20 protein-coding genes, 1 tRNA gene and 1 other RNA gene are annotated in these 20,610 nt (G+C 68.0%); 6 read left to right on the plus strand and 16 right to left on the minus strand.

Annotated elements, in window-relative coordinates:
- Positions 1-7: 7 nt before the first annotated feature.
- From hutI to hutH, 5 genes are read right to left on the minus strand one after another with little or no spacing between them, the layout of a single operon-like run.
- A complete protein-coding gene (gene hutI, locus ACLJO0_RS33795) occupies positions 8-1,171 on the minus strand; it encodes an imidazolonepropionase (protein WP_410583081.1) in 1,164 nt (387 codons plus the stop codon).
- The gene (locus ACLJO0_RS33800) at positions 1,159-2,454 is read right to left on the minus strand and encodes a formimidoylglutamate deiminase (protein ID WP_410583083.1); all 1,296 of its coding nucleotides are present in this window, start codon (positions 2,452-2,454) and stop codon (positions 1,159-1,161) included. Before ACLJO0_RS33800 ends, hutI begins: the two co-directional genes overlap by 13 nt.
- Positions 2,451-3,647, minus strand: a complete 1,197-nt coding sequence (locus ACLJO0_RS33805; protein WP_410583084.1) for an allantoate amidohydrolase — start codon at positions 3,645-3,647, stop codon at positions 2,451-2,453. Before ACLJO0_RS33805 ends, ACLJO0_RS33800 begins: the two co-directional genes overlap by 4 nt.
- Positions 3,644-5,296, minus strand: a complete 1,653-nt coding sequence (gene hutU, locus ACLJO0_RS33810; RefSeq protein WP_410583085.1) for a urocanate hydratase — start codon at positions 5,294-5,296, stop codon at positions 3,644-3,646. Before hutU ends, ACLJO0_RS33805 begins: the two co-directional genes overlap by 4 nt.
- Before the next feature lie 4 nt (positions 5,297-5,300).
- A complete protein-coding gene (gene hutH, locus ACLJO0_RS33815) occupies positions 5,301-6,827 on the minus strand; it encodes a histidine ammonia-lyase (RefSeq protein ID WP_410583086.1) in 1,527 nt (508 codons plus the stop codon).
- A gap of 336 nt (positions 6,828-7,163) precedes the next feature.
- Between hutH and ACLJO0_RS33820 the strand changes: the two genes are divergently transcribed.
- Entirely contained in the window at positions 7,164-7,949 is a 786-nt protein-coding gene (locus ACLJO0_RS33820) for an IclR family transcriptional regulator (protein ID WP_410583087.1), read from the plus strand.
- Here ACLJO0_RS33820 and ACLJO0_RS33825 read toward each other — a convergent pair.
- The 4 genes from ACLJO0_RS33825 to ssrA form a co-directional block, all read right to left on the minus strand.
- A complete protein-coding gene (locus ACLJO0_RS33825) occupies positions 7,937-8,152 on the minus strand; it encodes a hypothetical protein (protein WP_065913043.1) in 216 nt (71 codons plus the stop codon). The genes ACLJO0_RS33820 and ACLJO0_RS33825 overlap by 13 nt on opposite strands.
- A 983-nt stretch (positions 8,153-9,135) precedes the next feature.
- Positions 9,136-9,699 carry an SRPBCC family protein gene (locus tag ACLJO0_RS33830; RefSeq protein ID WP_410583089.1) on the minus strand — a complete coding sequence of 188 codons (564 nt, stop codon included), beginning with the start codon at positions 9,697-9,699 and terminating at the stop codon, positions 9,136-9,138.
- Positions 9,696-10,337 (minus strand): TetR/AcrR family transcriptional regulator, encoded by a 642-nt coding sequence (locus ACLJO0_RS33835; protein WP_410583091.1) that lies wholly within the window; start codon positions 10,335-10,337, stop codon positions 9,696-9,698. The genes ACLJO0_RS33830 and ACLJO0_RS33835 overlap by 4 nt, the downstream gene beginning before the upstream one ends.
- A gap of 141 nt (positions 10,338-10,478) precedes the next feature.
- Positions 10,479-10,851, minus strand: a transfer-messenger RNA (tmRNA) gene (ssrA, locus tag ACLJO0_RS33840).
- A 155-nt stretch (positions 10,852-11,006) separates the two neighbouring features.
- Here ssrA and ACLJO0_RS33845 point away from each other — a divergent pair.
- The 5 genes from ACLJO0_RS33845 to ACLJO0_RS33865 all read left to right on the plus strand — a co-directional run bounded on the left by ACLJO0_RS33845 (position 11,007) and on the right by ACLJO0_RS33865 (position 15,329).
- Entirely contained in the window at positions 11,007-11,684 is a 678-nt protein-coding gene (locus tag ACLJO0_RS33845; RefSeq protein WP_125797465.1) for a sensor domain-containing protein, read from the plus strand.
- Positions 11,681-12,820 carry a sensor histidine kinase gene (locus tag ACLJO0_RS33850; RefSeq protein ID WP_410583093.1) on the plus strand — a complete coding sequence of 380 codons (1,140 nt, stop codon included), beginning with the start codon at positions 11,681-11,683 and terminating at the stop codon, positions 12,818-12,820. The genes ACLJO0_RS33845 and ACLJO0_RS33850 overlap by 4 nt, the downstream gene beginning before the upstream one ends.
- A 52-nt stretch (positions 12,821-12,872) precedes the next feature.
- On the plus strand, positions 12,873-13,514 hold the full coding sequence (locus ACLJO0_RS33855; protein ID WP_125797467.1) for a response regulator transcription factor: 642 nt from the start codon (positions 12,873-12,875) through the stop codon (positions 13,512-13,514).
- A 144-nt stretch (positions 13,515-13,658) separates the two neighbouring features.
- Complete coding sequence (locus ACLJO0_RS33860; protein WP_410583095.1) at positions 13,659-13,910, plus strand: hypothetical protein; 252 nt, start codon at positions 13,659-13,661, stop codon at positions 13,908-13,910.
- Between the two features lie 93 nt (positions 13,911-14,003).
- Entirely contained in the window at positions 14,004-15,329 is a 1,326-nt protein-coding gene (locus ACLJO0_RS33865) for an acyltransferase family protein (protein ID WP_410583097.1), read from the plus strand.
- Here ACLJO0_RS33865 and ACLJO0_RS33870 read toward each other — a convergent pair.
- The 7 genes from ACLJO0_RS33870 to ACLJO0_RS33900 form a co-directional block, all read right to left on the minus strand.
- Positions 15,319-16,215 carry an amidohydrolase family protein gene (locus ACLJO0_RS33870; RefSeq protein ID WP_410583099.1) on the minus strand — a complete coding sequence of 299 codons (897 nt, stop codon included), beginning with the start codon at positions 16,213-16,215 and terminating at the stop codon, positions 15,319-15,321. The two genes, ACLJO0_RS33865 and ACLJO0_RS33870, sit on opposite strands and share 11 nt — an antisense overlap.
- A complete protein-coding gene (gene smpB / locus ACLJO0_RS33875) occupies positions 16,212-16,694 on the minus strand; it encodes an SsrA-binding protein SmpB (RefSeq protein WP_061981176.1) in 483 nt (160 codons plus the stop codon). Before smpB ends, ACLJO0_RS33870 begins: the two co-directional genes overlap by 4 nt.
- 52 nt (positions 16,695-16,746) lie before the next feature.
- On the minus strand, positions 16,747-17,640 hold the full coding sequence (gene ftsX / locus ACLJO0_RS33880) for a permease-like cell division protein FtsX (RefSeq protein WP_125797471.1): 894 nt from the start codon (positions 17,638-17,640) through the stop codon (positions 16,747-16,749).
- A 51-nt stretch (positions 17,641-17,691) separates the two neighbouring features.
- Complete coding sequence (ftsE, locus tag ACLJO0_RS33885) at positions 17,692-18,381, minus strand: cell division ATP-binding protein FtsE (protein ID WP_005168409.1); 690 nt, start codon at positions 18,379-18,381, stop codon at positions 17,692-17,694.
- Between the two features lie 135 nt (positions 18,382-18,516).
- Entirely contained in the window at positions 18,517-19,620 is a 1,104-nt protein-coding gene (gene prfB / locus ACLJO0_RS33890; RefSeq protein WP_125797472.1) for a peptide chain release factor 2, read from the minus strand.
- Positions 19,621-19,686: 66 nt separating this feature from the next.
- Positions 19,687-20,187: a PadR family transcriptional regulator gene (locus ACLJO0_RS33895; protein WP_125789207.1), complete on the minus strand. Its 501-nt coding sequence runs from the start codon at positions 20,185-20,187 to the stop codon at positions 19,687-19,689.
- Positions 20,188-20,464: 277 nt separating this feature from the next.
- Positions 20,465-20,538 (minus strand) — tRNA-Met (locus ACLJO0_RS33900).
- Positions 20,539-20,610 lie beyond the last annotated feature (72 nt).

The raw sequence follows: 20,610 nt of genomic DNA on the forward strand, positions 1-20,610 counted from the left end.
TTTGCTATCACTTTGAAGCGAAACCGCTGGTCAGAAGCCTCCCGCGCCGCCAAACAGCAGCCGTCAGCGGCACCCCTGGCCGATACGCGAGGTGCGTGACCGAAGGCGCTTCGAGCACCTGAAGGTCCGCCCGCGCGCCGGGCCGGATCACCCCGACGTCGTCCCTCCGCAGCGCCCGGGCGCCGCCCGCCGTCGCCGACCAGACGGCCTCCTCGATCGTCATCCGCATCTGCAGCACCGCGGTCGTGACGCAGAACGCCATCGAGGTCGTGTACGAGCTGCCCGGGTTCGCGTTGCTCGCCAGCGCGACCGTCGCCCCCGCGTCCAGGAGCCGCCGCGCCGGCGCCAGCGGCTGCCGGGTCGACAGGTCACACGCCGGCAGAAGCGTCGCGACAGTGTCCGAAGCAGCGAGAGCCTCGACGTCCGCTTCGCTCAGGTACGTGCAGTGGTCGACACTCGCGGCCCCCAGCTCGACGGCGAGCCGCACCCCCGGCCCCTCCCCCAGCTGGTTCCCGTGCACCCGCAGCCCGAGCCCGCGTTCCCGCGCCGCCTTCAGCACCCGCGCGGACTGCGCCTCGTCGAAAGCGCCGGTCTCGCAGAACACGTCCGCCCATCGCACGAGCGGTGCCACCGCGTCGAGCATGTCGCCGCACACCAGGTCCACATAGGACTCCGCGTCCGCGCCCGGCGGCACCAGATGCGCGCCGAGGAAGGTGACCTCGTCGGCCACGTCGGCGGCGATCCGCGCCGAGCGCACCTCGTCTTCGACGTTGAGCCCGTATCCGGTCTTCGTCTCCAGACACGTCGTGCCCTGCTTCGCCGCTTCGTCGACGTGGCGCCGCAGGTTCGCCGCAAGCTGCTCGTCGGAGGCCGATCGCGTCGCGTCGACGGTGACCGCGATCCCTCCGGCGCTGTACGCCTTCCCTGCCATCCGCGCCTCGAACTCGGCCGTCCGGTCCCCGGCGAACACGAGGTGCGTGTGGCTGTCCACCCACCCGGGCAGCACAGCGCGGCCGTCGACGTCGACCCGCTCGTCCGCGTCGGGCGCGTCCGCCGCCGAACCGGCCCAGGCGATCGTCTCGCCCTCGACGATGACGGCCGCGTCGCGGAGTTCGCCCAGCTCGGCGTCGTTCGTGGTGAGCTCGCCGATACCCGTGATCAGGACTGCCACAATGCCTCGATCTCCTTGGCCAAGACCGTTTCCGGCCGGTCGATCAGCTGATGCGCGCCATCGCGGACGATCTCACGCCCGGCGACGACGACATCCCGGACGTCCGCGCCGGAGGCGGCGAAGACCACCCCGGACGGCTCGATCCCCGCGGTCCGCACCGACCCGAGGCCGACCGTGACCAGGTCCGCGCCCGCGCCCGGAGCCAGCGCACCGACCTCGTCCCAGCCGATCGCGCCGTGATCCGCCGCCGCCGCGAGCAGTTCCTCCGCGGTGAACCGGCCGCGCTTCTCGCTGGCGAGCCGCTCGTTCAGTTCCAGCGCCCTGGTCTCCTCGAACGCGTCGACGACCGCGTTGCTGTCGCTGCCGAGCGACAGCCGCACGCCCGCGTCCAGCAACGTCCGCGCGGGACCGATGCCGTCGCCGAGATCCCGTTCGGTCGTCGGGCAGAAGCAGGCACGACTCCGCGCCGCGCCGAGTTGCTTGATGTCGAGCGGCGTCAGATGCGTCGCGTGCACCGCGGTGAGCCGCTCGCCGAGCACTCCGTGGTCGTGAAGCAGCCCTGTCGGCGTCCGGCCATAGGCCGCCAGGCACTGCTCGTTCTCGGCCCGCTGCTCGGAGAGGTGGATGTGCAGCGGCCCGGCCCCACGATCCACTTCGGACAGTTGATCTTCGGGAACGGCACGCACCGAATGGATCGCGCCACCCACGCGGAACGTCTCATCTTCCCGCAGCTCGCCGACCCGCCGTGCCCAGTGCGCCGCGGAACCGTCGGAGAACCGCTGCTGCACCTCGTCGGGTTCGACGCCGATCCCACCCGCGAGATAACACGTGTCGAGCAACGTCAGCCGGATCCCGGCATCCCTGGCGGCCTGCCGCAACGCCTCGCCCATCGCGTTCGGCTCGGCGTAAGGCTTTCCGCCCGGCGCGTGATGAAGGTAGTGGAACTCGCCGACACTCGTGTACCCGGCCAGCACCATCTCGGCGTAGACACCGCGCGCCAGCCGGTGGTACGAGTCCGGATCGAGCCGCGACGCGAGCGAGTACATCCGCTCGCGCCACGTCCAGAAGGTCCCGCGGTCATGGTGCGTCCGGCCGCGCAGCGCACGGTGGAACGCGTGCGAATGCCCGTTGGCGAAGCCCGGCAGGGTCAGTCCACTCAGGACAGTTCCTTCGCGAGGCGCGTTCGCCGTCACGGAAACGATCGTCCCGCCGTCGACCTCGATCCGCACGGCATCGGCGATCCCGTCCGGCAGCCAGGCCCGTTCACACCAATATGTCGTCATGTCGACAGTTTCTCCAGGACTTCCGCGAGCGCGCGGGCACCGTGGTCGACGTCCGCCGCCTCGGAGAACTCCTCCGGGGAATGGCTGATCCCGGTCGGATTGCGCACGTAGAGCATCCCGGACGGGACGAATCCGGCGAGGATCGCGGCGTCGTGCCCGGCGCCGGTCGGCAGCTCCGGCGGTCCGCCGAGCCAGGTGCTCAGGTCACGACGCAGCGCGTCGTCGAAGACCACGTCGTCCGAGTACGACTCCCTGGTGACCTCGACGCGGCAGCCTTCCTGCCCGGCCACCTCTTCGGCCAGTTTCGCGATCTCCGCGACCAGTTCGGGCGTGTCCGGGCCCGGTACCCGCGCGTCCAACCACAGGTCCACAGTGGACGCGATGACGTTGGTGCCGCCCGGCACCGGCACGAGCCTGCCGACGGTGGCCCTGGCGTCGGCGGTCGCCTTCGCCAGTTTCCGCACGGCGAGGACGGTCTCGGCCGCCGGGATCATCGGGTCACGACGATCACCGATCAGCGTCGCCCCGGCATGGTTTCCCTGTCCATGGAAGGAGAATCGCCATCGGCCGTGGGCGATCACCGTAGTGCCGACGGCGACGGGCGAACCGAGGTCGATCAGCCCGCGACCCTGTTCGACGTGCAGTTCGAGGAACCGCCCGATCAGGCCGAGTCGCTCGGAGTCCCGGCCGACCCGATCGGGATCGAGGCCGGATTTCGCCGCCGCTTCGGCGAACGTGACGCCGTCCGGATCACGCAGGCCGCGCGCCTTGTCCGCGTCGATGGTCCCGGTCAGCAGCCGCGAGCCGAGGCACGGCACGCCGAAACGGCCGCCCTCCTCTTCCGCGAAGACCACGACGGCGAACGGTTTGGCGGGTCGGAATCCCTTGGCCTGCAAGATTTCCACCGCGTCGAGTGCGCTCGCGACGCCGAGCGGACCGTCGAAGGCGCCACCACCGGGCACCGAATCGAGGTGACTCCCGGTGACGACGGCGTCCGGCCCGGGGGTGCCCCACCAGGCCCAGATGTTGCCGTTGCGATCGGTCTCGACACCCAGCCCCAGCCGTCCCGCGCGCTCGACGAACCACGCGCGCAGTTCGGTTTCGGCCGCGTCGAAGGCGTGGCGGGAGTAGCCGCCGCGCTTCGGGTCGCGGCCGACGTCCGAGATCTCCTCCAGCAGCGAGGACGCGGTCACTCGGCGTCCCGCATCGGCACGCGCACGCCGCGCTCGTCGGCGACGTCGGCGGCGCGGTCGTATCCCGCGTCGACGTGCCGGATGACGCCCATGCCCGGGTCGTTGGTGAGCACGCGTTCGAGTTTCTGCGCGGCCAGCAGGGTTCCGTCGGCCACGCTGACCTGGCCGGCGTGGATCGAGCGGCCCATACCGACGCCGCCGCCGTGGTGGATCGACACCCAGCTGGCACCCGACGAGGTGTTGACCAGCGCGTTCAGCAACGGCCAGTCGGCGATCGCGTCGGAACCGTCGGCCATGCCCTCGGTCTCGCGGTACGGCGAGGCGACACTGCCCGAGTCGAGGTGGTCACGGCCGATGACGACCGGCGCCTTCAGCTCGCCGCTGGCGACCATCTCGTTGAACCGCAGCCCCGCGAGGTGCCGCTCGCCGTAGCCGAGCCAGCAGATCCGCGCCGGCAGCCCCTGGAAGGCGACGCGTTCGCCTGCCAGCTTGAGCCAGCGTGCGAGGGATTCGTTCTCCGGGAACAGTTCCAGCATCGCGCGGTCGGTCGCCGCGATGTCCTCGGGGTCACCCGACAACGCCGCCCAGCGGAACGGGCCGTTGCCCTCGCAGAACAGCGGGCGGATGTAGGCGGGCACGAACCCGGGGAAGTCGAACGCCCGCTCGCAGCCGCCGAGTTTCGCCTCGCCGCGCAGGGAGTTGCCGTAGTCGAAGACCTCGGCGCCCTTGTCGAGGAAGCCGAGCATCGCCTCCACGTGCTCCGCCATCGACTCGCGGGCGCGCTCGGTGAACTCGTCGGGCTTCTTGTCCGCGTAGTCCTGCCACTCGTCGACGCCGATACCCTTGGGCAGGTAGGAAAGCGGGTCGTGCGCGGAAGTCTGGTCGGTGACGATGTCGACCTCGACGCCGCGGCGCAGCAGTTCGGGCAGCACCTCGGCGGCGTTGCCGACCACGCCGACGGACAGCGCGCGCTTCTCCTTCTTCGCGGCCTCCACCCGGCGGATCGCGTCGTCGAGGTCGTCGGCGACCTCGTCGAGGTAGCGGGTCTCGACGCGGCGGTGGGCACGCTGCGGGTCGCATTCGATGACGAGTGCGACGCCGTCGTTCATCGTGACCGCGAGCGGCTGCGCGCCACCCATGCCGCCGAGGCCGGCGGTGACGGTGAGCGTGCCCTTGAGGGTGCCCCCGAACCGCTTCTTCGCGACGGCGGCGAAGGTCTCGTAGGTGCCCTGCAGGATTCCCTGCGTGCCGATGTAGATCCAGGACCCCGCGGTCATCTGGCCGTACATGGTCAGGCCCTGCGCCTCCAGGCGGCGGAACTCCGGCCAGGTCGCCCAGTCGCCGACGAGGTTGGAGTTCGCGATGAGCACTCGCGGTGCCCATTCGTGCGTGCGGAACACGCCGACCGGCTTACCGGACTGGACGAGCAGCGTCTCGTCCTGCTCCAAACCGGTCAGCTCGCGGGTGATCGCGTCGAAGCTGGCCCAGTTGCGGGCGGCCTTGCCGGTGCCGCCGTAGACGACCAGGTCTTCGGGGCGCTCGGCGACCTCCGGGTCGAGGTTGTTGTGGAACATCCGCAGCGCGGCTTCGGTCTGCCAGTTCTTCGCGGTGAGCGTGGTGCCTCGGGCGGCACGGACCGTGCGGGTCATGGGCTCAGACCTCCAGTTGGGCCGCGGCGAGGACGGCACCCGACGCGACGAGTTCTTCGGCGGCGGCGATCTCCGGCGCCAGATGACGGTCGGGGCCGGGGCCCTCGACCTTGGTGCGGACGAGATCCCGGACCCGGCCGGTGACCGGCGACGGGAGCAGGGGCGCGCGCATGTCGAGTGCCCGCGCGGCGGTGAGCAGTTCGATGGCGAGAACGGTGTTGAGCCCCTCGACGGCCTTGCGCAGCTTGCGCGCGGCGGACCAGCCCATGGAGACGTGGTCCTCCTGCATGGCGCTGCTCGGGATCGAATCGACCGACGCCGGCACCGCGAGACGCTTGAGTTCGCTGACGATGGCCGCCTGCGTGTACTGGGCGATCATGTGGCCCGAATCGACGCCGGGGTCGAACGCGAGGAACGGCGGCAGGCCGTGCGAGCGGGCCTTGTCGAGCATCCGATCGGTGCGGCGCTCGGCGATACTGGCGACGTCCGCGAGCGGGATGGCGAGGAAGTCGAGCACGTACGCGACCGGGGCGCCGTGGAAATTACCGTTCGACTCGACGCGGCCGTCGGACAGCACGACCGGGTTGTCGACCGCGGAGTGAAGCTCACGCTCAGCGACGAGTTCGGCGTGCGTAAGGCTGTCGCGTGCGCCGCCGTGCACCTGGGGCGCGCAGCGGAGGGAGTACGCGTCCTGGACGCGGTTGCAGTCCGGACCGCGGTGACTCTCGACGATCTTCGAGTCCTGAAGCGCCGTCCACATCCGCTGGGCGCTCCGTGCCTGTCCGGGGTGCGGACGCAGCGCCTGGAGATCGGCGGCGAAGGCGCGATCGGTACCGAGGAGCGCCTCGACGCTCATCGCCGCGGTGATGTCGGCGGTGTCGAGAAGCTTGCGCAGATCGGCCGCGGCGAGCAGGAGCATGCCGAGCATGCCGTCGGTCCCGTTCGTGAGGGCGAGGCCCTCCTTCTCCGCGAGAACAACCGGCTCGATGCCAGCGTGCTTCAGCGCGACGCTTGCCTGGACGACTTCGCCGTTGTACTCGACTTCGCCCTCTCCCATCAGCGCGAGCGCGACGGCGGCGAGAGGCGCGAGGTCACCGGAGCAGCCGAGAGAGCCGTACTCGTGGACGAGCGGGGTGATCCCGGCGTTGAGCAGGGCCGCAAGCGCTTGCGCGGTCTGCGGCCGGATACCGGTGTACCCACTGGCGAGAGTGCGGAGACGCAGCAACATCAGCGCGCGCACGACCTCGGTCTCCACGACCGGCCCCGCGCCGGCCGCGTGCGACCGGATCAGCGACCGCTGCAGGGCGGTGCGGCGCTCGAGCGGGATATGCCTGGTCGCGAGCGCCCCGAAGCCCGTCGAAACGCCGTACGTCGGCGTCTCGGCGTGGGCGAGGTCGTCGATGTGCTGACGCGTCGCGGCGAGGTTCTTCTCGGCCGCTTCGCTGACCGCGACGGGCGAGTGGTCACGGGCGACCGCGACGACCTGTTCGGGCCGAAGCGGTTCGGAGCCCAGAAGTACGGTTTCCGGCATAGCCCCATTGGACAACGCCATGCCCGCTGGTGGGCGGCCCCAACCGGTGGTTGTGTCTGGTATCCAAGACGCACGGCGATAGCAAGGGTCCCTTGCTATCGCGGGCGACGGAGGTGTGTGGATATAGGGACGTTGAGTGTCCCTATATCCACACACCCTGCACTCCGCGTAGCGGTGCGTACTGACCGTGTGGATTTTGGTGCGTTGGATGACCAGAAATCCACACGGTCACCTGCGGAAAGAGAGCAAGGGACCTTTGCTACCGCTTCTCTCAACATTGAGAGAAGTGATAGCAAAGGTCCCTTGCTACCGCACCGAGCAAAACAGGAGGTCAGCATGGGTGAGAGCAGCGAAGTACCGGCTCTGCGACGCGGCCTCGGCATCCTTCGGACCCTGGCCGCCCGGCCGGGTCCGGTGTCGGCGGCCGCGATCGCGCGCGAACTCGGCCTCCCGCGTTCGACGACGTATCACCTGCTCGCCGAACTGGAGGCCGCCGGTTTCGTGGCACACTTGCCCGCCGAGCGCCGGTACGGCCTCGGCATCGCCGCGTTCGAGCTCGGCTCGGCCTACCTGCGGCACGATCCGCTGGAACGGCTCGCGGTCCCGCTGCTGCGCAAACTCGCCGACCGGGTCGGCCACACCGCGCATCTCGGCGTGCTGCACGGCAACGAGTCGCTCTACCTGGTCAAAGAACGCCCCACGCGCCCGGAAACCCTGGTCACCGAGGTCGGCGTCCGGCTGCCCGGGCAGCTCACGGCGTCGGGCAGGGCGATACTGCGGCACCTGCCGTCGCCGCACGTACGCGCGCTCTTCCCGGCCGCGTCGGCGTTCGTGCTGCGCACCGGTCGCGGCCCGCGCACCCTCGCCGAACTACGCCGAACGCTGAACGCGGAGGGCAGGCTCGGCTGGGCGGTCGAAGACGGTCACGTCACCGAAGGATTCGCCTCGGTGGCTTGCCCGGTCTTCGACCACGGCGGCCGGCCGATGGCCGCGATCAGCGTGACCCTCCGCCACCTCTGCCCGGGGACCGAGGGATGCGAGGAAACTTGGCCCGACCTCGCCGAAGAGGTCCGCCTGACCGCGGCCGAACTGACCACCCGGATCGGGGGTCAGGTGCGCTGAGCGTGCTTCTTCTGGACTCCCTCGAGCCCGAGCATCGCCAGTAGTTCGGCGCAGTCGAGTGCGTCCGAAGAGTGCCCGGCGACGGTCCTTGCGGCCCTGCCGTTCTGCACGGTGAGGCGGATTTCTTCTTCAGCCCGCACACCTGCCATGCGGCTCTGGTCTTCTGCGGGATCGGGACGACTGGAATGCCTAGCCCAGGTCATCTGCCACCTTCTTCCGGCCCTCCGGCGACACGGGGTCGGTTCGAAAGAGGGCCATGGTCGGACACTCAGCATGACATCCCACCCCGCGGCAGTTCCCGGCGCGGGTGAATTGAGACAAAAATGATCTAGTTTCCACTACTCTCCGTGATTCACAAAGGCCTCGAGTCGGGCCTTGAACGGCGCACCGGCGTCGGGTATCAAGTGGCCCATCCCCGCCACGACGGCACGGCTCGCGCGGGTCCTGTCAGCGATCGCGTCGGCGATGATCTCGTACTCCGGCCGATGATCACGAGCACCGGGAATCAGCTGAGGCCAACACATCCAGCGGCAATTCCCGCGTCATCCGGAGACCTCATCCCGGCCGGCGCACGAGCACCACGCCGGCGAGCGGAAAGAACGCCTTCAAGACTTCGCGAGGCCCTCCGGCGGTCCGGCGAGGAGCTTCCGCACCCCACGCGTCGACGACCTCGTCGCCCCGGACCACTCCGATCGCGGACGATTCGGCCACGGTGAGTGTCCGACAGATCTCAGGCCGTTGCGAGCAGCGTCCGCCCGATGTCCGCGAAGGCATCGTGTTGCGCCTCGGTTCCTCCCCGGTCGGGTCGGGGAGGCGGGTGCGATGAATTCTGGTAGTCCGTCCTGGGCGATCCAGAGCTTCCATTCGCTCTTGCGGATGAGTCGGCGGCGGGAGTTTCACCCGCCGCCACTCTCAGAGCGATCCGCTTCCGAGCTTTCGCCAACCACGACGCGATTGATCATCGCGGCGACATCCTTGAAGCTCAGAGCGGTTCTTCGCTCCAGTCTCCATCACCGCGGACAGGAAACCGGTCGCCGGAACGTGCACTGCCCCGGCGACCGGTACTCAAAGCTTCTCGCAGCTCTTCGCTGCCTGAAACTCTCCCTATCGTCAACGGCCACAAGCGCTAACCCCGTCGAAGAACACGCGAAGCAACTTTCAGCACTTCGCAGTCGGAAGCGGTCGATCAGGGGAGCGCGGTCACCCGCTGAGCCAGTGCCCGGTTCATCGCCTCGAACTGCGGCAACGTGTCAGCCCGCAGGCTACTCGCCATGAACGGCACCAGCGCACCGGTGAACCGCTCGCTCTGCACCAGCCGGGTCCGGCCGGAGCCGAGCGACTGCAGTTCGAACCGGTGCTCCCCATCGAAGATCAGTCCGGGCTCGATCCGCCCGAGCCAGCGCAGTTCCCGTTCCGGTGTCACCGCGAGCACGGTCGGGGTGAACGTGGTGTCGCCGGTCGCGTCGTGCATGACATTGCGCAAGGTGGCGCCCTCCTTGAGCGTGCCGCCGTCCGAGGTCACCTCCGCCGAGGTGACGAACGGATTCCATGCCGGATAGGCGCGAAGATCGGTGAGCACTTGCCACACCTTGTCCACCGGGGCGTCGATCTCGATCGAGGAGGTCAGGGTGACCGGGCGCAGGTTGCTCCAGGTGACATACCCGGCCAGCGCGGCGAGCACGATCCCCCCGATGATCGCGATCCGGCGACGGCGGGACATCCGGACTCTTGACGAAGACGCGATGGTCATGACGTGGTCCTTTTCGCTGGAGGGATTGAGGAGATTCCACTGAGCGCGGTGCCGACCAAGGTGCGCACATACGCCGGTCCGATCGGGTTTCCGGTAATCAGCAGCCGGTAATAGAGCGCCCCGGCGAGCTGGTCGAACAGCGTCTCCGGGTCGACGTCTTCCGGCAGGTCGCCGCGCTCACGCGCCCGGTGAATGAGGCCGATCGGCAGGGTGTTGCGTCGCGCGAAGAGTTGCCACACCGCGGCACCGATGTCCGGATGCCGGGCGGCGGCCGCGGCGATCTCGGCGACCAGTCCGGCGGATCGGTCGCTCGCCTCCTTCGACCTGGCGGCCTTGCGCAGCCGGTTCAGCCCGGCGGCGATCTCGGTGAGGTAGCCGACCAGGTCCGCGCGCAGATCGCCGGTATCGGTCACCGGCACCTCGTCCTGCATCCTGGCCACCACAGCCACGATCACGTGGTCTTTGGTCGACCAACGCCGGTACAGCGTGGTCTTGGCGACCCCGGCCTTCGCGGCGACCGTGTCGATGGAGAACCGGTCGTATCCGTTTTCCAGCAACACTTCCAGTGCGGCGTCGAGAATCCGCCCATCGGCCTGCTCATCCCTCGGCCGCCCCCTGCGCTTCTCCTCGGTCGACATCCCGCCCCTTTTCGATACGGCTGTTTCGTAAATGAACCGTAGCGGACCCCGAAATGATTACGCAACTGCCGTAGCGAAACTCTTCGCACCCGTACATGAAGAAGCGGCCCTACCCCGAGGGGCAGAGCCGCTTCCGTCGACCAGTGGAGGTGCCGGGAATTGAACCCGGGTCCTCTGGCGTATCACCAGGACTTCTCCGTGCGCAGTCCGCTATGTCTCTACTTGGCCCCTTCAGTCACGCGAACAAGCTGAAGTGACGAGCCCAGCCACTGTTTGATTCCCAACCACACTCCGTAGCCGAATGTGGCGGTAAGCCTCCTAGCTGATGCCGGTGACCGGGTCGGAGGCGACCCCGGACCGACAGAGTTGCTCTACTGCTTAGGCAGCAAGGGCGAACTCGCGCTGGCTCTTAGGCTCGGCGCTTATTGGTTTGCGATGACGCTTACGGTGGTCTCTCGCCTGCACCGGCACGCTTCTCCTGATTCAACGTCCAAAGTCGAAACCGTTCACCCCCTTGTGGGATACAACCTCCACATCATAACTCGGACGGCAACCGGGTTATTCCCGCAGGTGGGGCTAGCCCCACCGGGGAGATGCCCGCGGGCACCATGTCGCCTGCCCCGCCTGAGGGAAGATGCTGGTCTCCTCGCACCAGAGAGGAGCACGACCATGAGTGCGCTAGCGGCCGAGCGGGAGCTGAGCAGGTCCGATCCGTCGTTCGGCGGCTCGCTGGTCTACCTGCTGATGAACCTGCCGATGGGCATTGTGGCGTTCGCGCTCCTGATGTCGTTCTTCTGGGTGGGCATCGGCACGGCGGTCGTCTGGATCGGGTTGCCGATCCTCGCGCTGGTGATCCTGTCGGTCCGCGGGGCGGCCCGAATGGAGCGTGCCAGGGTGTACGCGCTGCTCGATCGCTACATCGACCTGCCGTACCTGCCGTTGCCCGACGCGGGCCAGACCGTGCGGTGGAAGGCGCGGCTGAAGGACGCCTCGACGTGGCGCGACCTCGGCTATTTCTTCCTGCTCTTCCCGCTCGGGATCATCGAGTTCGTGCTGGTCACGGTGTTCTGGTCGACCAGTCTCGGCCTCGCGGGCCTGCCGATCTACTACCGCTTCCTGCCTGGCGGCGAGTACCGCTTCCCGACCTGGGAAAACGCCTGGTTCACCGTCGATTCGACGGTCTCGGCGCTGCCTTGGGCCGCTCTCGGAGTGCTGTGCATCGCCCTGTCGGTAGCGTTGACGAAGGCGCTGGCGGGCTCGCATGCCCGGCTGGCGACGGCGCTGCTCGGGCCGACCCGCGCCCAGCGCCGCCGTCTGGAGGATTCATGGGGCGAGGTTCACGGATGACGATCGACCAGCAGGTACAGCAGGTGGGGATTCCTCGGCCGCGACCGTTGCGGTCGATCGTCTACATGATCGTCAGCTTCGTGTTCCGGCTGCTTCAGTTCGTTTTGATCGTCGTGGGCCTGGCGGTCGGCATCGCGACGGCGGTGGTGTGGGTCGGCTTCCCGATCCTCATGGCCACGACCAACTTCATCCGCTGGTCCGCCGACCGGGAGCGGGGCTGGGCGCGGACGATGCTCGAGACTCCACTGGGACCGATCGAGCGGCTCCCCGTCGAGGGGCTTCCGCTGGTCAAGCGGTGGCTGACCCGGCTGACCGACGCGACGACGTGGCGCGACCTCGCCTACCTGATGGCGGCGTTCCCGCTGGCCTGTTTGGAGCTCCCGATCGCGATCGCGTCGATCGTGCTGCTGCCGATGGCGATCTGGGTCACCCCGTGGCTCGGCTGGCTGCACGGCAACCTGGCGTACTCGCTGCTCGGCCCGAACCGCACGCGGCGGCTGGAGCAGAAGGCCGAACGGTTGCAGTCGTCGCGGGCACGAGGGGTCGACGCCGCCGAGGCCGAACGCCGCCGTATCGAACGTGACCTGCACGACGGCGCACAGCAGCGCCTGGTCGCCGTCGCGATGAGTCTGGGCCGCGCGAAGTCGAAGTTCGACAACGACCCGGACGCCGTACGCGAGTTGATCGACGAAGCGCACCTCGACGCCAAGCTCGCGGTATCGGAATTGCGCGATCTCGCCCGAGGGATCTACCCGGCCGTGCTCGGCGACCGCGGCCTCGACGCCGCCTTGTCCGCACAGGCCGCGAAGTCGCCGATCCACGTCGATGTCGAAGTGAACGTCGAGCCGAGGCCGCCGGCGGCGGTCGAGTCGACGGCGTACTTCATCGTCGGCGAGACGCTGACGAACATCGCGAAGCATTCGGGAGCGACCGAAGCGGGTGTGAAGGTGTGGCGCACCGACTCGATGGTCATCGTCGAGATCACCGACAACGGGCACGGTGGCGCCGAAGTCCGGCCAGGTGGCGGCCTAGCGGGGCTCGCCGACCGGGCGGCCACGATCGACGGTGTGATCACCGTCGTCAGCCCGCCCGGCGGTCCGACGGTGATTCGTGCGGACCTGCCGTGCCAATGGTGACCAGCTCGTGAGTGAATAGGCTCTGCCATTCACTCACGACGCTGGGGGCAGCATGCGGGTTGTCATCGCCGAAGACGCGGTTCTGTTGCGCGCGGGGGTGATCCGCCTCCTCGCCGACGAGAACATCGAGACCGTCGCGGCCGTGGACAACGGTGACGACCTGCTGCGGGCGGTCAAGGAGCACCGGCCGGATCTCGCGATCGTCGATGTGCGGATGCCGCCCACCTTCACGGACGAGGGCCTGCGCGCGGCGCTGGGCGCCCGCGAGGTCATCCCGGGTCTGCCGGTTCTCGTGCTTTCCCAGTACGTCGAGGAGAGCTACGCCGTCGAGCTGCTGTCCGGAGGCGCGGGCGGAGTCGGTTACCTGCTCAAGGAACGCGTCGCGGACGTCGGGGACTTCCTCGACGCGGTCAAGCGGGTCGCCGGCGGCGGTACGGCCATCGACCCGGACGTCATCGCCCAGCTGATGGCACGAGGCCGCAAGAACCCCCTCGACGCGCTCACGGCCCGCGAGTCCGAGGTGCTGGGGCTGATGGCGCAGGGCCTGTCGAACACCGCGATCGCGAACTCGCTCGTCGTCTCGCACGGCGCGGTCGAGAAGCACATCGGCAACATCTTCGCGAAGCTCGGCCTCGAAGCGAGTTCGGTGGAACATCGCCGGGTCCGCGCGGTGCTCACTTACTTGGGTCGCTGACCTGGGAAAAGAGAGCAAGGGACCTTTGCTATCACTTCCCGGGCGGCCCCACGAAGCAGCCCGAGTAGCTCTTGGTGGCGAACCCGTCACTCACCTAACATGGGCAGACTGTTGGTGAGCGACGAGCCGAACCGAGGAGGACCCATGACCGGCAGGCCCTCCCACAGCGTCCGCTTCTTCGGCGGACCCCTCGACGGCCGCGTCCAGGAACTCGGTGACACCGAACCGGTCGCGGGCACCGTCCTCAAGCACGTCCATCTGCACGACGGGCCGAAGATCGAGACCCGGTACGAACTCGGCCGCGCCGAGGACGACTGCTGGGAATTCCGGCTGTGCTCCGCCCCGGTCCCGGAGCCCGCGCCGCGGCCCGAGCCCGAACCGGATGGCGTGGGGTAGGGAAAACTCCACCTTCCGAGGGCGAAAACAGGAAGATCGATACGGCGGCCCGCACCGCTGTTTTCGCGGCCCTGAAGCACCAGGCTCTTTTCCATGCACACGAGCCAGAAACAGGGCCGGGACAGGTTCCTGGACATCGTCCGAGCGGTCGCGATCCTCGCGGTCGTCGTTCAGCACTGGGGAATGCCGGTGCTCTCGTACGCCGACGGCCATCTCTCGACCGGGAACGCACTCGCGACGCCCGGCTGGTGGGTCATCACCTGGCTCAGTCAGGTCATGCCGCTGGTCTTCTTCGCGGGCGGCGCGGCGAACCTGATCTCGCTGAGCCGCGCGGAAAGTTCCCGCTCCTGGCTCGCGGCCCGGCTCAAGCGGCTGATGATCCCGGTGCTGCCGCTGGTGGCCGTCTGGCTGTTCGTCCCGGACATCCTGCGCGGGATGGGCATTCCGGAGCAGCCGTTGCAGGTGGGTGGCGCGATCGCCGCGCAGCTGCTGTGGTTCCTGGCCGTTTACGTGCTCACCGTGCTGCTCACCCCGCTGATGGCCGCCGCGCACCGGCGCTGGGGTCTCAAGGTCCCGCTCGTGATGCTCGCCGCCGCCGTCCTCGTCGACGTCGCCCGCTTCAACGACCTCGGCCTGATCGGTTTCGCGAACGCGATCTTCGTCTGGATGGCCGTGCACCAGCTCGGTTTCCACTACACCCGAGGCCGGCTCGGTTCGCTCGGCCGCCGCGCCGCGCTGGGCATGGCGGGCGCCGGTTTCGGTATCACCGCGCTGATGGTCGCTTTCGGTCCGTATCCGGCCAGCATGATCGGCATGCCGGGCGCCCCGGTGTCGAACATGAGCCCGCCGACCGTGCTGCTGGCCTTCCTCGCGATCGGCCAGATCGGGCTCCTGCTGGCCTTCAAACCGCAGCTGAACGCACTCGCCGCCCGGCCGAATCTCGACGCCGCCTTGAAGTGGATCGGCCCGCGGTTCATGAGTGTCTACCTGTGGCACATGCCGGCACTGATCGTCGTCTCCGGTGTCGCGGTCTACGGCCTGGGTTACGAGACTCCCGAACCGGGTTCCGTGCTGTGGCTGACGATGGTCCCGGCCTGGCTCGGCGCCTGCGGGCTGGTGCTCCTCGGCCTGCTGCGGATGTTCGCCCGGTTCGAAACACAGAGCTCCGGCCCGGCCTCGACAGCGCACACGCCTCAGCTGGTTGTGGCAGGCCTGGCGATCGCCGGAGGCCTGCTCGGTCTCGCCGCGCACGGTTTCGCCCCGCTGAGCGACGGTCTCGCGCAGGGCCCGGTGCCGTGGGTGGCGCTGGCGACGGGCGGATTCCTTTTGGCGGGCAAGCAGATCCCGGTCACGGAACTGGGGACGCGGCTGCTCGGCCGCGCCGTCTCGGTCACCGAGGTGGCACAGCTCAAACGCTGAGCAGTTTGGCGGGGGTGTCGTGCAGCACCGCCCGCAGGAACGGCTCACCCAGGCGATCGTCGGCTGCCCAGCCGGCGATCGCCTGCAGCTGTGTGGCGTAGGAGTACGGGATGTTGGGGAAGTCGGTGCCGAGCACGACGCGATCCGGGAACTCCGCCAGCAGGTCGGCCCAGTCCGGCGGGAGCGGGTTACCGCGCGAGGTGAACTCCACGCCGACCATCGTGGTGTCGAGGTACACGCGCGGATACTTCCTGGCCAGCTCGAACGCGAAGTCGATCTCCGGCATACCCGCGTGTGCCAGGACCAGCGTCAGCTCCGGATGCCGCACCAGGATCTCTTCGAACAACCGTAGCCCGGTGTAGGCACCCTTCAACGGACCGTGTCCACAGTGGACGACCACGGGGACACCGGCGTCCGCCAGCGCGCCCCAGACGCCGTCCAGCAGCTCGTCACGCGGGTCGTAGGCGCCGACCTGGACGTGCGCCTTGAAACAGCGCGCACCCGCCCGCAGCGCACCGTCCACAACGGACAATGCCGAGGGCTCCGGGTAGAACGTGCCCGTCGGCACGGCGTCCGGGACGCGTTCGGCGAACTCCAGCGCCCACGACGTCAGCCATTCGGCCATCCCGGGTTTGTGCGGATAGACCAGCGGCGCGAACTTGCGCACGCCGAAGGACCGCAGGGTTTCGATGCGTTCTTCTTCCGACGTGCGGTAGTACACCGGCCAGGCCATGCCGTAGTGCTCCTCGGCCTGGTCGAAGTAGGCCCACACCTTGTCCATGACCGGCTTCGGCAGGAAGTGCAGGTGAAGGTCCACGAGCCCGTCGATGCCCAGCGCCGAGATCCAGTCAGGGATCTCGGCGTCCGAAGCTGGCCCGTGGATCAATCGTTGTACCGGCCCTTCAGCGCCCGGCCCAAGGCCCGGCTGATGGTGCGCTCCGCGTCGCGCTTGGAAATGTCCTGCCGCTTGTCGTAGGACTTCTTGCCCTTGGCCAGCGCGATCTCGACCTTGACCTTGCCGTCCTTGAAGTACATCGACAACGGGACCAGGGAAAGCCCGCTCTCCTTGGTCTTGCCGATGAGCCGCTCGATCTCCTGGCGGTGCAACAGCAGCTTCCGGGTGCGGCGCGGCGTGTGGTTCGTCCACGTGCCCTGCACGTACTCCGGGATGTGCACGTTGCGCAGCCAGACCTCGCCGTCGTCCACCGTGGCGAACGCGTCGGCCAGCGATGCCCGTCCTTCACGCAGGCTCTTCACCTCGGTACCGACGAGCACGAGACCGGCTTCGTAGGTATCGAGGATGGAGTAATCGTGGCGAGCCTTGCGGTTCGACACGATCACCTTGTGTCCACGTTCCTTGGGCATAGCGGCGACTCTACGTGAGTTTCTGTGTTCGGGCAGGTGGTTATCGGGGCGGCTAGTGGCGCACGTACAGGCGCAGCGTCACGTAGCCGGTGATCGCGGAAATGATGACCGAGACGGCGAGCAGGATCGGCGCCACCGGGAACAGCAATTCGAGCATGCCGACCGCGGGGAACACGTCTCCGGTGAGCACCAAGTCGAGCAACAACACCTTGGTGAGCACGAGGAAGACGATGCCGATGATCGCACCGACCAGGCCGGCGACCACCGCCTCCAGGAGGAACGGCAGCTGCGTGTACCAGCGGGTCGCGCCGACCAGCCGCATGATGCCGACCTCGGTGCGCCGGGTGAACGCCGACACCTGGATCGTGTTGGCGATCAGCAGCAGCGCGGCGATGGCCATGATCAGCGCGGCGCCGAAGGCCAGGTTCCGCACACCGTTGAGCGCGTTGAACACGCGGTCCAGTGCCTTCTGCTGGTCGTCGACCTTGCTGACGCCGGGTTTGCCGGTGTACTCCTGGATGATCGCCTGGCTGCGCTCGGGGTTCTTCAGCTTGACGTGCAGCGACGCGGGCAGCGCCTCCGGCCCGGTCAGCGCGAGCAGTTCCGGCTGGCTCTCGAACATCTTCTTGAACCGCTCGTAGGACTGCTCGCGGTTCTCGAACACGACCGACTCGACGCCGTCGTTGCCCTGCAGGTCCTGACGCAGCGCCTGGCAGGCGGACTGCGAGCAGTTCGGGTCACCGGAGCTGATGTCGTTGACCAGATAGACCGAAACCTCGACGTCGGCGAGGAAGTTGGCCTTCATCTTGTCGATCGTGCCGACGGCCAGCAGGCCGAAGCCGAGCATGGCGAGGGAGACCGCGGTGGTGAGGATCATCGCGATGGTCATCGTGACGTTCCGGCGCAAGCCGGTGACTACCTCGCTGAAGACGAAACTGGCGCGCATCGGGGTTGATGTCCCTTGGAAGTCGTGGGTAACGGAGGAGGGCGGGGCCGGTCAGCGGCCGATGCCGTAGACGCCTCGGGCGTCGTCACGGATGACCTTGCCGAGCTGGAGCTCGACGACCCTGCGCCGCATCGAGTCCACGATCGAATGGTCGTGGGTGGCCATCAGCACCGTCGTGCCGGTGCGGTTGATCCGCTCCAGCAGCAACATGATGTCCTGGCTGGTGTCGGGGTCCAGGTTCCCGGTCGGCTCGTCGGCGAGCAGCACGAGCGGGCGGTTCACGAACGCGCGGGCGATCGCGACGCGCTGCTGCTCACCACCGGAAAGTTCGTTGGGGAGACGGTCGGCCTTGCCGTCGAGGCCGACGAGTTCGAGCACCTCGGGCACGACCTTGCGGATCGTGGGGCGCGGCTTGCCGATGACTTCGAGCGCGAACGCGACGTTCTCGGCGACGGTCTTGTTCGACAGCAGACGGAAGTCCTGGAAGACGCAGCCGATGGTCTGCCGCAGACGCGGCACCCGGCGGCGGGCGAGCTTGGCGACGTCGAAGTTGGAGACCATCACGCGACCCTTGCTCGGCACCTCTTCGCGCAGCAGGAGACGCAGGAACGTCGACTTCCCGGACCCCGAGGGACCGATCAGGAAGACGAACTCACCTTTGTCGATCTCGACCGACACCCTTTCGAGGGCGGGACGGGTCGAGGTCTTGTAGACCTTGGAAACCTCTTCGAGCCGGATCACGGTTCGGCATACTACCCATGCCCGCCGTTAAGCCCGGGTAGCCCGGTCCCGGCGGCCAAGCGAGCAAGGGACCTTTGCTGTCACTCTCTTCCGGAAAGTGATAGCAAAGGTCCCTTGCTCTCTCACGCAGGGTTGCTACGCGGCTCCGGACTGCTTGCGCCAGCGGATGCCCGCCTCGAGGAAACCGTCGATGTCGCCGTCGAGCACGGACGACGGGTTGCCGACCTCGAACTCGGTCCGCAGGTCCTTGACCATTTGGTATGGGTGCAGCACGTAGGAGCGCATCTGGTTGCCCCAGCTGGAGCCGCCGTCCTTGAGCGCGTCCATCTCGGCGCGCTCCTCCTCCTTCTTTCGCAGCAGCAGCCGCGCCTGGAGGACCTTCATCGCGGCCGCCTTGTTCTGCAGCTGCGACTTCTCGTTCTGACACGACACGACCACGCCGGTCGGGAGGTGCGTGATCCGCACCGCCGAGTCCGTCGTGTTGACGCTCTGGCCGCCGGGGCCGGACGAGCGGTACACGTCGACACGGATGTCCTTCTCGGGGATGTCGACGTGGTCGACCTCCTCGACCTCGGGCATCACCTCGACGTGCGCGAAGGAGGTCTGGCGGCGGCTCTGGTTGTCGAACGGCGAGATGCGCACCAGCCGGTGCGTGCCCTGCTCGACCGAGAGCGTGCCGTAGACGTAGGGCGCCGTCACCTTGAACGTGGCGGACTTGATGCCCGCCTCTTCGGCGTAGGAGATGTCGTAGACGTCCGTCGGGTAGCCGTGCCGCTCCGCCCAGCGCAAGTACATCCGGAGCAGCATCTCGGCCCAGTCGGCCGCGTCGACGCCGCCCGCTTCGGACCGGATGGTGACCACGGCGTTCCGCGGGTCGTATTCACCCGACAGCAGGGTGCGGACCTCGAGCCCGTCGATGTCCTTGGTGAGGGCCGTGAGCTCGGACTCGGACTCGGCCACACTGGCGGAGTCGCCCTCGGCCTCGGCCAGCTCATAGAGGACGCCCAGGTCGTCGAGCCGCTGTCGCAGCTCGGAAATGCGTCGCAGCTCACTCTGCCGGTGGGACAACTGGCTGGTGACCTTCTGCGCCGCTTCCGGGTCGTCCCAGAGGTTCGGGCTGGATGCCTGTTCCTCCAGCTCGGCCACCTGGGCACGCAGCGCATCCAGGTCCATCACCGACTCGATCTGCTTCAGCTTGCCGGCCAGGTCCTTCAGTGCCGCATCGAACTCATCACTCACGTCGGCCAAGGTTACGGCAAAACCCACGACCGGTTGCGGGGAACCGGCCGTGGGCACCTGTCCGGGTCAGGACTGGGGGATGGAATCCAGCAGTTTCAGTGCCGCTTTCGCCTGCGCCTGAGCGAACTCGGCGACAGCCTTGGCGTAGGGGCCGTCGGCGGCCTTGGTGGCGACCTTGGCTTCGTCGAGCTGCTGGGTGTAGCTGGCGCGCGCCGACTCGAGCAGCGCCGAGCGCTGCTTCACCGTCAGCGAACCGGCGTGCACGAGACGCAGGATCAGTGGACTGCGGAGGTGGTCAGGACCGGCTTCGGAGGTCAGCCACGTCTTGAACGCCTTCTTGCCCGCCGCGGTGATGAGGTACTGCTGGCTCGACCGCGGGCCCTGCTTGCCGAGGCGGACGAGGCCCTCCTTCGACAAGGCGGGGAGCTCCCGGTACACCTGGCTGCGGGTCACGCTGAAGAAGGCGCCGAAACGCTCACCCGCCCCCGCGACCAGTTGCCCGCCCGTGGCGGGACCGTCGTGGAGAAGACCGAGCAGTGCGGCGGCTGTTGCATTCAATTCGGACACGTACTCTACGGTCCCACTTTTCGGAACCTGTGTCCACTGTGGTCAGCACATCTGTCCATTGTGGCTAGTGATATGCGCTCATTCGGCCCAACGGACTACGCCTGTCCACAAAGGACCGGACACGCTGCGCGACCGGCGACGGCCACGGACGGCGGCACACGTCCCTGCCCCGGCCGACAACAGCGGGTGATCGCCCCGGAGGGACCACAGGGCACGGAACCGGAAAAGAAGAAGCGCGGATCTGCGCTGGCCCAAGATCCGCGCTTCGTTTTCTCTGTAGCGGGGACAGGATTTGAACCTGCGACCTCTGGGTTATGAGCCCAGCGAGCTACCGAGCTGCTCCACCCCGCGTCGTTGTGTTAATAGATTACATGGGGGCGAAACCCGGTTTCAGGGGGGTACCCCTTAACTCGGCAAAGGGTA

It is taken from the genome of Amycolatopsis sp. lyj-108 (assembly GCF_046549005.1).
GTDB lineage: Bacteria > Actinomycetota > Actinomycetes > Mycobacteriales > Pseudonocardiaceae > Amycolatopsis.